We start from the raw sequence: 14093 nt of genomic DNA on the forward strand, positions 1-14093 counted from the left end.
TTTCATACAATTAAGTCAGAAAGAAACAACAACTATTCGAAAAGGAGCGGATCAATATGATGAACAAAATGAAAACGAACAATTTCTTAAATACAATGGGCATGGTATTTTCCGCTCTAATCGACGCAAAAGCTGTTGCTTCTACATTAAACAAGTAAGGAGAATGCATCATGAATAACATCACTTTTAACAAATTAGATTTTTTAGGATTAGCTAGCGGCTCTCTTCTTACTGCTTTTATTTACGCTGCTACGCTTGTATAACTTTGTGTCCCCTTTCCCCTTTATATAGAAAAAGACGACCGTCTATGCCCGGTCGTCTTTTTACATTTTTCTTTCTTTTAATTCTTTTAAAAGCTGTATCAGCTCAGCTTGTTGTTTTATCTTTTTACGACCATTTCGGTTAATTGCTGCAAGCTCGCAGGCAACTCCGACGGCGAAGAAAAACAATAAACTTTCTAACATGTGAAATCCTCCAATTGCCTATTAAACAGCTTGACGTAATTGCTCTTCTTGTAAAATTCGCTTGTTTATATTTTCTTCTTTTCTCTGACAAACGTTATTGCGAATAAGTGATGCAATAACAAGTAAAGTCCCTATAATATCAAACATTGTTATTCGATATCCTTGCATCATCATAATAACTAAAGTCGTGATTGGTACAAAATTAATAAATAAAATCCCATTAATGGACGATAAAATTTTCACACCATAGTTCCAAGCAAGTAACGCTACGATACCTGGTAATGTCATCATAAACAATAAATCATATTTCACGATAGAAATCGTTCCCATACTCGGAACCGATACGTATCCAAACGATGTAATGATGACAGTTATAATCGCTGTGACAGTCGTACCAAATACACACGTCAACGTAGAATAACGTAATGTTGACCAATCGCTACATGTTTGACCACCCATCGTATAAATAACCCAACCTACAACACCAACAAATATAAAGGCCAGCGAAAACATGTTATCTTTCAATGTTAAAAAGAAACTCATATCACCTTTCGTAATAACGAATACAGCTCCTACAAAAGCAATCATCATGCTCGTTATCATATACTTTTTCGGTTTTACATGCTTATATCCCCATAGAATACAAATAGAAATCATCGGCATCAGTGCTTCCATAATAGAAGCAACCATCACGCCTGATTTCCCCATTAACATTTGACCTAAAAATATAAGTACATTATATACAGTAAACGCCATCGTTCCGAAAAAGACGAGTAACTTTCCTCTTCCCTCTAAACGAAATGCCTGCTTTCCTTCTTTCATTAACAACAATACAATCAGTACGATCGCCACCGCTCCATAGCGAATAAGCGAAAAATAAAATGGATCTATGTATTCTAGCGCATGATCAGCAACCGGAAACATCGCCCCCCATGACATACTTGCAATTAAACATGCTAAAGCCCCTACTATCATTTGACCTTTTCTCAACACAATTCCCCCACTTCTTTCTATTTGCACAAAGAGAATTGTAAAAGAAAAAATATATCACGTAAAATGATTCAAAATGATGTTAACTATCATTTATAATGATAGTTAACATCAAGGAGGATCATACTATGGAATTAAGAGACTTACAAATCTTCCAAAGCGTTGCCGACCGCGGTAGTATAAGCGGTGCAGCAAAGGAATTAAACTACGTACAATCAAATGTAACTGCTCGTATTAAACAACTGGAAAACGAGCTAAAAACACCGCTCTTTTATCGTCATAAACGAGGCATGACTTTAACAGCTGAAGGAAGAAAAATGCTCGTTTATGTTAATAAAATTTTGCAAGATGTTGACGAGCTAAAACAAGTATTTTTAGATAGTGAAACTCCCTCTGGCATATTAAAAATCGGTACAGTCGAAACAGTAAGTACATTACCTACCATTTTATCTTCTTACTATAAACGCTATCCGAATGTCGATTTATCATTACAAGCAGGTCTAACAGAAGCATTGATTAGAGAAGTACTTGATCATCAATTAGATGGCGCCTTTATATCAGGGCCTATTAAACATCCACTAATTGAACAATACGATGTTAGTACAGAAAAATTAATGCTTGTAACACAAAATAAAGCTTTTCATATAGAAGAATTTACAACAACGCCCCTACTCGTTTTTAACCACGGATGTGGATACCGTTCCAAACTAGAACGATGGCTTAAAGATGAAGGTTTGCTCCCAAAAAGAATTATGGAATTTAATATATTAGAGACAATATTAAACAGTGTTGCACTCGGCCTTGGAATTACACTCGTACCACAGTCTGCTGTCCATCATCTTTCTAAAGCAGGTAAGGTACATTGTCATGCAATTCCTGAAAAATACGGTAGTATTTCAACGGTTTTCATACGCCGTAAAGATAGCTACATGACAAATTCAATGCGCAGCTTTTTAAAAACAATTGAAGAGCATCATCATATCAATATGCTTTAACGGACATTCTTACATGAATGTCTTTTTTTCTTACAAAAATGTAAGTCTCCCGTAAGCTAATTCGATATTTGCAGGCGATCATATTTCCTATAATTAAGACATAAAGCAGGGCAACAACAATTCGAAAAGGAGCGGATACGCATGATGAACAAAATGAAATTAAACAAATTTTTAAATACAATGGGCATGGTGCTATCCGCACTTGTCGATGCAAAAGCCGTTGCAACTACATTAAACAAATAAGGAGAGATTATAATGAACAACATTACTTTCAACAAATCAGACTTTATCGGACTTGCAAGTGGAGCTACTCTTCTTACGGCCTTCATTTATACACTTGCTCAAAGTCTTGTTTAATACTTTGTTTCCCCAAACCCCTTTATATATAGAAAAAGCTGCTTGTCTTATAGACAAGCAGCTTTTTAGTTTATTTCATATATAATTTGACCTGTTTTCGTCATATCGTATCCGCCAATCGCTTTTAATTCATTACGAAATTCTTCCGATTGCAGAATATCTTTCACAACTTCGATCAGCTCTTCATTTTCTTTATTCTTCAAAATCACTAAATCATACTGTTCTTTCATGATTGGAATAAAGTCTACGTTTACAATCTGTGAAAACTTTTCTGACCCTACTCCTACGTCAGCTTTTCCATTTGCGACTTGCGTGGCAACACCAAGATGATTCGACTCTTCCCATTCATATCCACTAATACGCTCTTTATTTAATTTTTGAATGCGCAATTGTTCATCCACTAACACCCTAATGCCAGAACCTTTTTCTCGATTTACAAATCGTATAGATGATTGAGATAAATCAGCCCATGTTTTTATATTTTTTGGATTTCCCTTTTGCACATAAAACCCAACGTTCCTTGCTAATAAATTAATCATCGTACATGGTTGTCCAACTAAAATACGTTTTACATACGGAACATTATATGTACCCGTTTCGCCATCAAACAAATGCAGACTAACGATACTTCCTTCTCCTTGATACATCTTTACTAAACTCGTTAAACTACCTTGATATGCCCTTAATACATTTGAACTTGGCAAGCGATTTTCTATACGTTTTGCCAACATATCTAACGTTAGTTCTTGTCCGCTAATAATAAATGTATCCAAGCCCCTACTATCTTCACTCTTTACAGGAGTTCCTTGTATTTTCCCTGTTTTCATTTGCTTTATATATTGTTCTAAATCCGTTGCATCAATGCGCATCTGTCTACCGATTCTATAAGAAGGCAGTTCTCCTTTTTTAATTAGATCGTATACAGTTAATTTTGATACTTTTAATCGCTTCGCTACTTCTTCCGTTGTGTAGGAATGATGATCCATAGACGATTCCTCACTTTCTTTCTTCATTGTAACAAAGAAAAGAATATTTCTCCTATATTAAAAAACAACTATATCGTTCAAATTATATTCAATTATAACTAGTTATATCTAGTTATAATTAGTTATAATTAAATATGTCAAAACGAAAGGGGATTTTTTTATGAACAAGTTTACATTACAATCCATCGGAGCACTTATACTTTCTTTTCTTCTTATATTTAGTGCTGCATGTACAAGCGGCGAAAAGAAAGAAAAATCAACTGCTAAAGAAGGAAAAGCAGTAGAACTTACTATATCAGCTGCTGCAAGCTTACAAGATGCACTAAAAGAAATTGAAACAAAATATAAAGAAAAAGAACCTAATATTAAACTTTCTTTTAACTTCGGTGCTTCTGGTGCACTTCAACAACAAATTGAACAAGGCGCGCCTGCTGATTTATTCTTCTCAGCAGCCGAAGATAAATTCCAAACCCTTGTTAAAAAAGGATTTATTAATGAAAAAGAAGGGAAAAATCTTCTTGGAAATGAACTCGTTCTAGTTGTCCCAAAAGATAGTTCTCTTACAAAAATTCAAGATTTAAAAGATGAAAAAATCAAGAAAATCGCACTTGGTACACCTGAATCAGTACCTGCGGGAAAATACGCAAAGGCTTCTCTCACACATGAAAATCTATGGAATGACATTCAAAATAAAATCGTATTTACAAAAGATGTTCGCCAAGTGTTAACATATGTAGAAACAGGTAATGTCGATGCTGGTATTGTATACAAAACTGATGCTCTTATTTCAAACAAAGTAAAGATTGGCGAGACAGCAGCAGCGACTTCGCATGAGCCAATCCACTATCCTTTAGGTGTTATAAAGGAATCTAAGCATAAGAAAGAGGCGACTTCATTTTATGAGTATTTGCAGTCAAAAGATGCACAATCTATCTTTAAGAAATATGGATTTACAGTCCTATCATAATTGCCATGAGCTTTGATGCCATTTTGTCACCGATCTTTCTATCTTTACGAGTAGCTGCATGCGCCACCATTATCGTTACAATTTTAGGAACGATAATCGGACGAGCGCTAGCACGCTCCTCATGGAGATATAAAGTAATATTAGAAACTATTTTCTTATTACCAATGGTACTTCCGCCAACCGTAATCGGCTTTTTTCTCATTATCATTTTTGGAAATAATAGTCCCATTGGAACGTGGGTAGAATCAATATTTCAGCAGTCTATTATGTTCACATCTACTGCTGCGATCATTGCTTCTACAGTTGTTGCATTTCCGCTTATGTACCAATCAGCAAAAACAGGATTTTCTATCGCGAATGTACAAATTGAAGAAAGTGCTCGTGACCTTGGTGCAAGTGAATATCAAGTTTTTCTACACGTCACACTTCCGCTTGCATTTCCGGCCTTACTAAGCGGAATGATTTTAAGCTTTGTTCGTGCACTAGGGGAATTTGGTGCTACGCTCATGTTTGCTGGAAATATCCCTGGTAAAACACAGACAATCCCAACTGCAATTTATATGGCGATTGATGCAAGTAATATGCAACTCGCTTGGACACTAGTAGTTATCACTATTAGTATGTCACTCCTATTTCTGCTATGTATTCAGCTTATTAATAAAAGAATTACTAACCCTTAAAGCAGCTTTTGTCGAAGCTGCTTCATTATTTCTTAGGAAATAAAATATACCAATGGGAAATAACTGAATTTTATATTTTATTAAAATATACATTTTATTTGAATTCACTTTCTAAAATAGGCAATTTCCTGTTATTATATGGAGGTGTTTCAAAAAATGAAGAAATGAAAACGCATTTATATCGTGAATTCTTCATCCTGTTTTAGCGATCGGTAATCTTCTACTCTATTAGTGGGGCATTACCGATCGTTAGAACGATATGTAATTATATTGGTATAGGAAATCGAAGGGAGTCTTGTAATGGACATTTTATTAGCGCTTCTTCCTGCAATTGCATGGGGAAACATCTTATTAGTAAGCGTAAAAATGGGTGGTGGTGCATATAGCCAAACGGTAGGTATGACAATCGGTGCTCTATTCTTCGCAACAATTATGTATGTATTTACTCAACCAGCTTTAACAATGACAGTCTTGATTGTTGGTTTTATTTCAGGTTTATTCTGGGCTTTAGGACAAGTAAACCAATTAAAAACAGTTGAAAAACTAGGTGTTTCAACTACCGTAACAATTTCTACTGGTATGCAACTTGTTGCAACTTCTATCTTTGGAGTTATCGCTTTCCGTGAGTGGACTACTACAACAACGATTGTTCTGGGAACGATTGCAATCCTATTAATCGTAGTTGGTGTTGTATTCACATCACTAGATGACAAAGAAAATGCACAGCCACCAGGACAATTGAAAAAAGGACTTCTTACTTTAATTGTTTCTACTTTCGGTTACCTTGTATATGTAATTATTATTCGTTGGTATAATATCGATGGTTGGTCTGCTATTTTACCACAAGCAGTTGGTATGTTTGTCGGTGCGGTTGTATTGACATCTAAACATAAACCATTTAACAAATATGCAATCCGTAATGCTTTATCTGGTTTACTATGGGGAACTGGAAACTTATTCTTACTTCTTTCATTACCACGTGTCGGAGTAGCAACAAGCTTCCCATTATCTCAAACTGGAATCGTTATCTCAACATTCGGTGCGATTGTCTTCTTAGGTGAAAAGAAAACAAAACGTCAATTGATCTTTATTGCACTAGGTAGTGTTTTAATTATCGGCGGCGCTGTATTGTTAGGTATGACAAAAGCATAAACTTATAATCTATTAATCCCTGAAGCAATTATGCTTCAGGGATTTTTTATTACAACTATTTTTTAAGTATAATAATTTTTATAACCTTATTTGTATTAACCCTCCTCCCTCCATTTTCATCCTTTTCACGATAATTCTTTTCTTTTTACAAAATCCTCTTAAAAATGGTATCGTTTTTTATAACATATCTTCACTAGAAAGGAATAAAGGATATGCTAACTAAACATCGAATTCTATTTATTGGTGCTGGTCGTATGGCAGAAGCTATATTTTCCGGATTACTTAAAACAAGCAAAGAATACATCGAAGAAATTATCGTTTCTAACCGCAGCAACGTAGAAAAGCTAGAACAATTACGAGCGCGATATAATGTGTCTATCACAACAGATTGGAAGCAGCATGTTACATCTGTTGATACGATTGTTTTAGCAATGCCACCTTCTGCACATGAAGAATTATTAGCAGAATTATCTCCGTTACTATCGAATCAACTTGTCGTAACGGTAGCTGCTGGCATTGGCCCATCTTATTTAGAAGAAAAACTTCCCGGGGAAACACCTGTCGCTTGGATTATGCCAAATACAGCTGCTGAAATTGGAAAGTCTATCTCCTTATATACAATGGGACGATCAGTAAACGAGATGCATCAAGAAACCCTGCAACTGCTTTTAAGAGGCATTGGCACTTCGCAACTTTGCACTGAAGAAGAAGTTCATCAGCTTACTGCAGTTACTGGAAGTGCACCAGCTTTCCTTTATTACTTTGCTGAAAGCTTAATTGAAGCAACAAAAAGTTATGGAGTCGATGAAGCAACCGCAAAACACCTTGTCATTCAAATGATTTCCGGCTCTGCTTCTATGCTTGAACAAACGCAAGATCCAGCTAACCTCCGCGAACAAGTGACAACACCAGGTGGTTCCACAGCTGAGGGTCTCAAAGCTTTATATGAATATAATTTTTCAGAGGCAATTCAAAAAGCAGTAGAAGCAACAAACAAAAAAGCTAGGGGGAAATAATATGAATTTAACAAGTTTAAAAGACTATACAACATTACATAACGGTGTAAAAATGCCTTGGTTCGGTTTAGGTGTTTTTAAAGTAGAAGATGGTTCAGAAGTAATTGAATCTGTAAAAGCAGCAATTAAAAATGGCTATCGCAGCATTGATACTGCAGCAATTTATCAAAACGAAGAAGGCGTTGGACAAGCGATTCGTGAATCAGGTGTTTCACGTGAAGAATTATTTGTTACATCAAAAGTATGGAATAGCGATCAAGGATATGAAACAACACTTCAAGCATTTGAAACTACATTAGAGAAATTAGGTCTAGAATATTTAGATTTATATTTAGTACATTGGCCTGTAAAAGGGAAATATACTGAATCATGGAAAGCGTTAGAAAAACTTTATAAAGATGGCCGTGTTCGTGCTATCGGTGTGAGTAATTTCCACATTCACCACTTACAAGACGTATTTGAAATCGCTGAGATTAAGCCAATGGTCAACCAAGTGGAATACCACCCACGTTTAGCACAAGAAGAGCTACACGCTTTCTGTAAAGAACATAACATCCAGCTTGAAGCTTGGTCACCATTAATGCAGGGACAACTACTGGATAACTCAACATTAAAAGACATTGCGACAAAATATAATAAATCAACTGCACAAATTATTTTACGCTGGGATTTACAAAATGAAGTTGTAACAATCCCTAAATCTATTAAAGAACATCGCATTATTGAAAATGCAAATATATTCGATTTTGAATTAAGTGCTGATGACATGAAAGCAATTCAAGCTCTAAATGAAGAGCGTCGCGTTGGTCCAGATCCAGATAACTTTAACTTCTAGTAGAAAAACCACTGCCATATGCAGTGGTTTTTCCTACTTAAGAAAACTGAAAATTTAAACTATATTTCAATTGGTTGACACTTCATTATCCAAGGTGTAAGATTTTGAATTATCAAAGAAACACAAAAATTAATAAAATTTATTCGTTTACTCATTGTATCAAGAGAGGTGGAGGGACTGGCCCTTTGAAACCTCGGCAACAGGTTCATTTTGAACACTGTGCCACTTCCTGCAAGCTTTGTGCTTGAAAGATAGAATGAGGGACTTCGTTTATATACGGGTGCATAACTTGTACGTAAAAATCCCTCTTTCTCAATATGAAAAGAGGGATTTTTTATTTTTCATTTCCCTCATCATCATCCAAACTTAATTATTTAGGAGGAAAATCAAATGAAAAAGAAGTTTGTACCCGGTATTGCATCAGTTGTAGGAGTAAGTATTTTATTAACTGGTTGCGGTAGTTATAAAAACGAAGCAAGCGAAGCAAATGCAAAAGACGAGGCACCTAGTAAACAGGTTTTAAACTTATCTTCACCTACTGAAATACGAACAATGGATACAGCCCGTGCTACAGATACTGATTCTGGTCAAGTAATGAGAAACGTATTTGAAGGTTTGTATAATCTTGGTGAAGGCAACAAACCTGTCCCTGGCGTTGCAAAATCTCATGAAGTAAGTGGCGATAAAACGAAATACACATTCCATTTACGAGATTCAAAATGGTCAAACGGTACTCCTGTCACAGCGAAAGATTTTGTCTTTGCTTGGCAAAGAGCTGTCGATCCAGCAACAGCCTCTGAATATGCATTTCTATTCTTTGATATTAAAAACGCAACAAAAATTAACAACAAAGAACTTCCAGCCGATCAACTTGGTGTAAAAGCAATTGATGACCATACGTTTGAGGTAGAATTAGAACGTCCTGTTCCGTACTTTATTAGCTTAACAGCGTTCCCAACATTTCTACCAATTAACGAGGAATTCTTTAAATCACAAGGTGATAAGTACGCTTTAGAAGACAATACAATCTTGTACAACGGAGCTTTTACACTAAGCGATTGGAAGCATGAGCAAAGCTTTAAATTTAAGAAAAACCCTACCTATTGGGATAAAGATACTGTCAAACTGGAAGAAATCAATTTTAACGTCGTAAAAGAAAAATCTACAGAAGTAAATTTATTCGAGTCAAAACAATTAGATCGTATCAAACTAACATCTGACTTCGTTGATAAATATAAAAAGGATGCTAACTTTAAAGAACGGCCAAACGTAGGGGTACAGTTTCTACGTATGAATCAACAAAACAAAGTACTTCAAAACGTTTCTGCACGCCAAGCAATCGATCAAACAATTGATCGAAAATCCTTTGTAAATACGTTATTAAATGACGGCTCTACCCCAACCTCTAGTCTCGTGCCGAAAAACTTTGCAAAAGGACCTGACGGAACAGACTTCCGTGCTGCAAACGGCGATTTAACAAAGGTTGATACAAAATCTGCTCAAGAATTATGGAAAAAAGCAAAACAAGAACTTGGGTCTGAAAAAATAACGTTAGAACTATTAACAAGTGACGGTGACCTTGAAAAGAAAACTGGTGAATTCTTAAAAGGACAACTAGAAAAGAATTTAGATGGATTAACAGTAAATATAAAGCCGCAACCACGTAAACAACAAGTTTCACTTTTATTAAAAGGTGACTACGAAATTGGAATTGACGGCTGGAGCCCTGACTTTGCGGATCCAATTACATTCCTTGAGCTATTTACAACGAATAACCCTTACAACTTAGATCATTACTCTAATAAGGAGTTTGATGAAACAATAGCAAAAGTGAAAACGACTTTAGCCGGTGATGAAAAAGCTCGCTGGGAAGCATTACTAGCATCCGAGAAAATATTATTTAAAGACTCTGTTATCGCTCCTCTTTACCAAAAAGGCGAATCTTATTTAGAACGTTCTTATGTGAAAGGAATTGTGCAAGTAGACTTTGCAGGTCAATTAAACTTCAAATGGGCAAAAATTGAAAAATAAAGCGCAACTTTAATCAGTGGGTTTTTCTTCATCCTCCACTGATTATTAGCCCACACCAATTATTTTTTTAGCAAAACATATGAAAAGCAGATTCCCTAATACGAGGAAATCTGCTTTTTTAATATATTATTCTAAGAAATTAACAATCTATTTTTATCATTGACATATAGTTATTTCCAGTGTTAATATTCTAAATAATCAAATAAACGAAATATTTCACCATCAAAATATAACGTCTACTACGTTGAAACATATAACGATAGATTATAGTTCAACATGTATATACATATAGAACACCTGATTAACTACATACACATATCTATAATAGGTTTTCTCTTCTTCTATAGCTACACTTCAAAACTTGGAAATTACGACGTTACGAACAACACTTTTAGGGAGGAACGAACAATGAAGAAAAAAGTTGTACCTGTTGTTGCATCTGTTTTAGGGGCAAGTCTATTACTAACTGCTTGCGGGGGAAATAAAGATCATGCAAGCGGAGCGAAAGCAAATGATAAAGCACCTGATAAGCAGGCAATTAACTTATCATTCGCTTCAGAAATTCCAACAATGGATGTTGCAAAAGCAACGGATGGGGAATCCATGAGCGTAATGCGCAATGTTTTTGAAGGTTTATATGCAATGGGAGAAGATAACAAACCAATTCCTGGTGTTGCTGAGTCGGTTGACCTTAGTCCTGATAAAACAAAATATACATTCCACCTGCGTGATTCAAAATGGTCAAACGGTACTCCAGTTACAGCAAAGGACTTTGTCTTCGCTTGGCAACGTGCCGTAAATCCTGATACAGCAGCTGAATATGCATTCTTATTCTTCGATATACAGAATGCGAAACAAATAAGCCAGAAACAATTACCAATTGATCAACTAGGGGTCAAAGCTCTTGATGATAAAACGTTAGAAGTACAACTAGACCGTCCTGTTCCCTACTTCTTAAGCTTAACGACATTCTCAACATTCTTACCAATTAATGAAGATTACTTAAAATCTCAGGGCGATAAATATGGTTTAGAAACAAATCATTTAATTTACAACGGTGCTTTCACATTAGATAACTGGAAACACGAGCAAAGCTTCCAATTGAAGAAGAACCCTAACTATTGGGATGCCAAAACTGTAAAATTAGAAGAAATCAACTTCAATGTCGTTAAAGATAAGTCTACAGAAGTTAACTTATACGATTCAGGACAAATTGATCGTGTTGCTTTAACTGCAGAGTTTGTTGATAAATATAAGGGCGATCCAAACTTCAAGGACCGCGCTGAAGTTGGTATTCAATTCTTACGACTCAATCAAAAAAATGAAACATTAAAAAATCAACATGCACGCCTTGCTATTAACGGAGCAATGAATAAAAAAGCATACGTAGAAACAATTTTAAATAATGGTGCTGTTCCAGCTGAAGGAATGGTTCCTGCGAAATTCGCGAAAAGTCCAGAAGGCACTGACTTCCGTAAAGAAAATGGAAACCTAGTCAAAGATGATGTGAAAACAGCAAAAGAAAACTGGAAAAAAGCGAAACAAGAACTTGGTACTGACAAAGTAACAATCGAACTATTAACAAGTGATAATGCTTTAGCTAAAAAGACTGGTGAATATTTAAAAGGTGAACTAGAAAAGAATCTAGATGGATTAACAGTGACGTTAAAACCACAACCACGTAAACAACAGCTGAAACTACTATTAAGTGGTGACTATGAAATCGGTATTGATGGCTGGGGCCCTGACTTCGCTGATCCAATTACATTCTTAGATTTATTTACAACAGATAGCGCTTATAACTTCGATAAATACTCTAACAAAGAGTACGATGCGCTCATTCATAAAGTGAAAACAGATTTAGCTGGCGATGAAAAGGCTCGCTTTGAAGCAATGAAGCAAGCTGAAAAAATCCTATTACAAGACGGTGCTGTCGCTCCTTTATACCAACAAGGTCGTTCTTACCTACAACGCGGATTTATTAAAGGGCTTGTAACAACTGACTTCGGCGGTGAATTTAACTACAAGTGGACAGAAGTTGCAAAATAATAAAATAAAAAAGGTATCCAATCGCAGGATACCTTTTTTATTTTATACTTCTTTAACTACATGACTTCTTCTCTTTACTATTCCTTTTATAGATACCGTAATTACTGCTACCAATTGTGTAACTAATATAATGACTAATAATGAAATAATATTTTTTTCTAAACTAACTCCCCCGAATATTATTGTATAATAGCCATTTGCTGCATATGTTGCGGGAAATAATTCGCCGATTGTTTCATATGTTTTAGAAAGCATCTCGTGTGGTACAATTACACCCGAACTTACAAGTTGTAACGATAGTGAAATTATATTAAAGATCATACCTGCATTTCCGAAAACAGTTATGAACATTTGTGTTAATGAAAGAAAGGCGAAGAAGACTATTTTTAATAATCCTCTTCCCCTTCTTTTTGCATTGAACCAAAACTCATCATAAATATAAACACAAACATCAAATATGTTCTCCACGTCAAAGAGGGTATATGCCCTGACCAAAGATAGCTAATGAAATAGTTAATTCCCATAATACAAGACGATACTACTAAACTAATACTTATTAGTTTTACATATTTGAGCATATCTTTTCTCCTTACTTTTCTATCTCTTCAAATTGCAGATTTACCGGCTCTTCTAGGAGTGTTTCATAAAAGTTTTCAGCCAAATCTGTTGAAGGAATTTTTTCATCCACTTCATCAAATCGAATACTATCTAGCCACACACAACCTTCTCCTGCTAATAAGACACCAAATGCAATACCAAGCGCTCCTTCTTTTATATCTAATACAACCGAATACGATTGCCAGTTATTCGTATTTTTAATTGGGCGATTTTGCATGTTATCCATAGCGAGTGGTTCTGTATCTTTTCCGTCTACTCGCATCCACAATCCTGCCCAATCTCTTACGTTCTCACTCTTAACAAATGCTGTTAAACGTAATCTTTTACCTACATATCTATCGGCTCGGAACATTTGCATTAATGTTGAAAATCCTCCGTGCGTAACATTCTCTTTTGCTTTTATGTATGCAGATACTTTTCCTTGATGGGCAACTTCATAATCTAAACCCATCTCATATTCAGCAGGATGACTTCCACTTAAGATCCATCCTTTCGGTATACCTTTTTGCATTGAAACACCCTCTCTTTCTATATAAAATGACTGAAAGTACTTTCGATATTTCTTTGGTGGCAATTGAAACATTCTTTTAAAAGCTCTTGTAAATGCCTCTTGTGAGGAAAAACCGTATTGCACTGCAATATCAATAACAGCTCTCTCCGTTGACACTAAAACTTGCGCAGCATGAGTTAACCTTCTCTTTCGAATATAATCCGTTACACTCATCCCAACATATCTTTGAAAGATGCGATGAAAATGGTACATCGATACTGCACTGTGAGACGCCACTCTTTCTGTTGTAAGCTCCTCATGTAAGTGATCCTCTATATATTCAATTGCTTGTTTTATCATCTCTTTATATTCTTCATGCATTTTAGTACCCCCTCACAACCTTAATTTACCATATACATACAAATCATTTTTGATTTAAATTGCGAATTAAACTTTGTGGCTA

16 protein-coding genes and 1 riboswitch are annotated in these 14093 nt (G+C 35.4%); of the genes, 10 read left to right on the forward strand and 6 right to left on the reverse strand.

Annotated elements, in window-relative coordinates:
• Positions 1-170: 170 nt before the first annotated feature.
• Positions 171-263: a DUF3948 family protein gene (locus tag ILS93_RS26445; protein WP_068967835.1), complete on the forward strand. Its 93-nt coding sequence runs from the start codon at positions 171-173 to the stop codon at positions 261-263.
• A 60-nt stretch (positions 264-323) separates the two neighbouring features.
• Here the strand turns inward: ILS93_RS26445 and ILS93_RS26450 are convergent, their stop codons facing one another.
• Positions 324-464, reverse strand: a complete 141-nt coding sequence (locus tag ILS93_RS26450) for a YrzO family protein (protein WP_000894064.1) — start codon at positions 462-464, stop codon at positions 324-326.
• A gap of 21 nt (positions 465-485) precedes the next feature.
• Positions 486-1454: a DMT family transporter gene (locus ILS93_RS26455; protein WP_064474391.1), complete on the reverse strand. Its 969-nt coding sequence runs from the start codon at positions 1452-1454 to the stop codon at positions 486-488.
• A 128-nt stretch (positions 1455-1582) separates the two neighbouring features.
• Here ILS93_RS26455 and ILS93_RS26460 point away from each other — a divergent pair, with 128 nt between their 5' ends.
• Both ILS93_RS26460 and ILS93_RS26465 read left to right on the forward strand, forming a co-directional pair.
• Complete coding sequence (locus ILS93_RS26460; RefSeq protein ID WP_103656046.1) at positions 1583-2449, forward strand: LysR family transcriptional regulator; 867 nt, start codon at positions 1583-1585, stop codon at positions 2447-2449.
• A 255-nt stretch (positions 2450-2704) separates the two neighbouring features.
• Entirely contained in the window at positions 2705-2806 is a 102-nt protein-coding gene (locus tag ILS93_RS26465) for a DUF3948 family protein (RefSeq protein ID WP_001060020.1), read from the forward strand.
• Positions 2807-2871: 65 nt separating this feature from the next.
• Here the strand turns inward: ILS93_RS26465 and ILS93_RS26470 are convergent, their stop codons facing one another.
• Complete coding sequence (locus ILS93_RS26470; protein ID WP_103656048.1) at positions 2872-3819, reverse strand: helix-turn-helix transcriptional regulator; 948 nt, start codon at positions 3817-3819, stop codon at positions 2872-2874.
• A 133-nt stretch (positions 3820-3952) separates the two neighbouring features.
• Here ILS93_RS26470 and modA point away from each other — a divergent pair, with 133 nt between their 5' ends.
• The 7 genes from modA to ILS93_RS26505 all read left to right on the forward strand — a co-directional run bounded on the left by modA (position 3953) and on the right by ILS93_RS26505 (position 12522).
• Positions 3953-4759, forward strand: a complete 807-nt coding sequence (gene modA, locus ILS93_RS26475) for a molybdate ABC transporter substrate-binding protein (RefSeq protein WP_137011016.1) — start codon at positions 3953-3955, stop codon at positions 4757-4759.
• Positions 4760-4764: 5 nt separating this feature from the next.
• Positions 4765-5439, forward strand: a complete 675-nt coding sequence (gene modB, locus ILS93_RS26480; RefSeq protein ID WP_046956647.1) for a molybdate ABC transporter permease subunit — start codon at positions 4765-4767, stop codon at positions 5437-5439.
• 300 nt (positions 5440-5739) lie between these two features.
• Complete coding sequence (locus tag ILS93_RS26485; protein WP_000353549.1) at positions 5740-6591, forward strand: GRP family sugar transporter; 852 nt, start codon at positions 5740-5742, stop codon at positions 6589-6591.
• Between the two features lie 212 nt (positions 6592-6803).
• Positions 6804-7607: a pyrroline-5-carboxylate reductase gene (gene proC / locus ILS93_RS26490; RefSeq protein WP_222655843.1), complete on the forward strand. Its 804-nt coding sequence runs from the start codon at positions 6804-6806 to the stop codon at positions 7605-7607.
• 1 nt (position 7608) lies between these two features.
• Positions 7609-8442 carry an aldo/keto reductase gene (locus ILS93_RS26495; protein WP_064474396.1) on the forward strand — a complete coding sequence of 278 codons (834 nt, stop codon included), beginning with the start codon at positions 7609-7611 and terminating at the stop codon, positions 8440-8442.
• Positions 8443-8595: 153 nt separating this feature from the next.
• A riboswitch (SAM riboswitch) is annotated at positions 8596-8700 on the forward strand.
• Positions 8701-8832: 132 nt separating this feature from the next.
• The gene (locus ILS93_RS26500) at positions 8833-10473 is read left to right on the forward strand and encodes a peptide ABC transporter substrate-binding protein (RefSeq protein ID WP_064474397.1); all 1641 of its coding nucleotides are present in this window, start codon (positions 8833-8835) and stop codon (positions 10471-10473) included.
• Positions 10474-10881: 408 nt separating this feature from the next.
• Positions 10882-12522, forward strand: coding sequence for a peptide ABC transporter substrate-binding protein (locus tag ILS93_RS26505; RefSeq protein ID WP_222661615.1), 1641 nt, complete (start codon positions 10882-10884; stop codon positions 12520-12522).
• A gap of 42 nt (positions 12523-12564) precedes the next feature.
• Here ILS93_RS26505 and ILS93_RS26510 read toward each other — a convergent pair whose 3' ends face one another.
• The 3 genes from ILS93_RS26510 to ILS93_RS26520 are packed head-to-tail and all read right to left on the reverse strand — an operon-like array spanning position 12565 to position 14011.
• On the reverse strand, positions 12565-12873 hold the full coding sequence (locus tag ILS93_RS26510; RefSeq protein WP_142314993.1) for an ABC-2 transporter permease: 309 nt from the start codon (positions 12871-12873) through the stop codon (positions 12565-12567).
• Between the two features lie 35 nt (positions 12874-12908).
• Entirely contained in the window at positions 12909-13100 is a 192-nt protein-coding gene (locus tag ILS93_RS26515; RefSeq protein WP_064474400.1) for a hypothetical protein, read from the reverse strand.
• Between the two features lie 11 nt (positions 13101-13111).
• Complete coding sequence (locus ILS93_RS26520; RefSeq protein ID WP_064474401.1) at positions 13112-14011, reverse strand: helix-turn-helix transcriptional regulator; 900 nt, start codon at positions 14009-14011, stop codon at positions 13112-13114.
• Between the last annotated feature and the right edge of the window lie 82 nt (positions 14012-14093).

The sequence above is a fragment of the Bacillus sp. 16GRE42 genome (assembly GCF_019837435.1).
In the GTDB taxonomy this organism is placed as follows: Bacteria; Bacillota; Bacilli; order Bacillales; family Bacillaceae_G; genus Bacillus_A; species Bacillus_A wiedmannii.

Coding starts and splice junctions, on each gene's coding strand:
- modB (WP_046956647.1), top strand. CDS start 4,765: ATGAGCTTTGATGCCATTTTGTCACCGATCTTTCTATCTTTACGAGTA.
- ILS93_RS26485 (WP_000353549.1), top strand. CDS start 5,740: ATGGACATTTTATTAGCGCTTCTTCCTGCAATTGCATGGGGAAACATC.
- ILS93_RS26465 (WP_001060020.1), top strand. CDS start 2,705: ATGAACAACATTACTTTCAACAAATCAGACTTTATCGGACTTGCAAGT.
- ILS93_RS26495 (WP_064474396.1), top strand. CDS start 7,609: ATGAATTTAACAAGTTTAAAAGACTATACAACATTACATAACGGTGTA.
- ILS93_RS26505 (WP_222661615.1), top strand. CDS start 10,882: ATGAAGAAAAAAGTTGTACCTGTTGTTGCATCTGTTTTAGGGGCAAGT.
- ILS93_RS26515 (WP_064474400.1), bottom strand. CDS start 13,100: ATGCTCAAATATGTAAAACTAATAAGTATTAGTTTAGTAGTATCGTCT.
- ILS93_RS26445 (WP_068967835.1), top strand. CDS start 171: ATGAATAACATCACTTTTAACAAATTAGATTTTTTAGGATTAGCTAGC.
- ILS93_RS26470 (WP_103656048.1), bottom strand. CDS start 3,819: ATGAAGAAAGAAAGTGAGGAATCGTCTATGGATCATCATTCCTACACA.
- ILS93_RS26460 (WP_103656046.1), top strand. CDS start 1,583: ATGGAATTAAGAGACTTACAAATCTTCCAAAGCGTTGCCGACCGCGGT.
- proC (WP_222655843.1), top strand. CDS start 6,804: ATGCTAACTAAACATCGAATTCTATTTATTGGTGCTGGTCGTATGGCA.
- modA (WP_137011016.1), top strand. CDS start 3,953: ATGAACAAGTTTACATTACAATCCATCGGAGCACTTATACTTTCTTTT.
- ILS93_RS26520 (WP_064474401.1), bottom strand. CDS start 14,011: ATGCATGAAGAATATAAAGAGATGATAAAACAAGCAATTGAATATATA.
- ILS93_RS26510 (WP_142314993.1), bottom strand. CDS start 12,873: ATGTTCATAACTGTTTTCGGAAATGCAGGTATGATCTTTAATATAATT.
- ILS93_RS26450 (WP_000894064.1), bottom strand. CDS start 464: ATGTTAGAAAGTTTATTGTTTTTCTTCGCCGTCGGAGTTGCCTGCGAG.
- ILS93_RS26500 (WP_064474397.1), top strand. CDS start 8,833: ATGAAAAAGAAGTTTGTACCCGGTATTGCATCAGTTGTAGGAGTAAGT.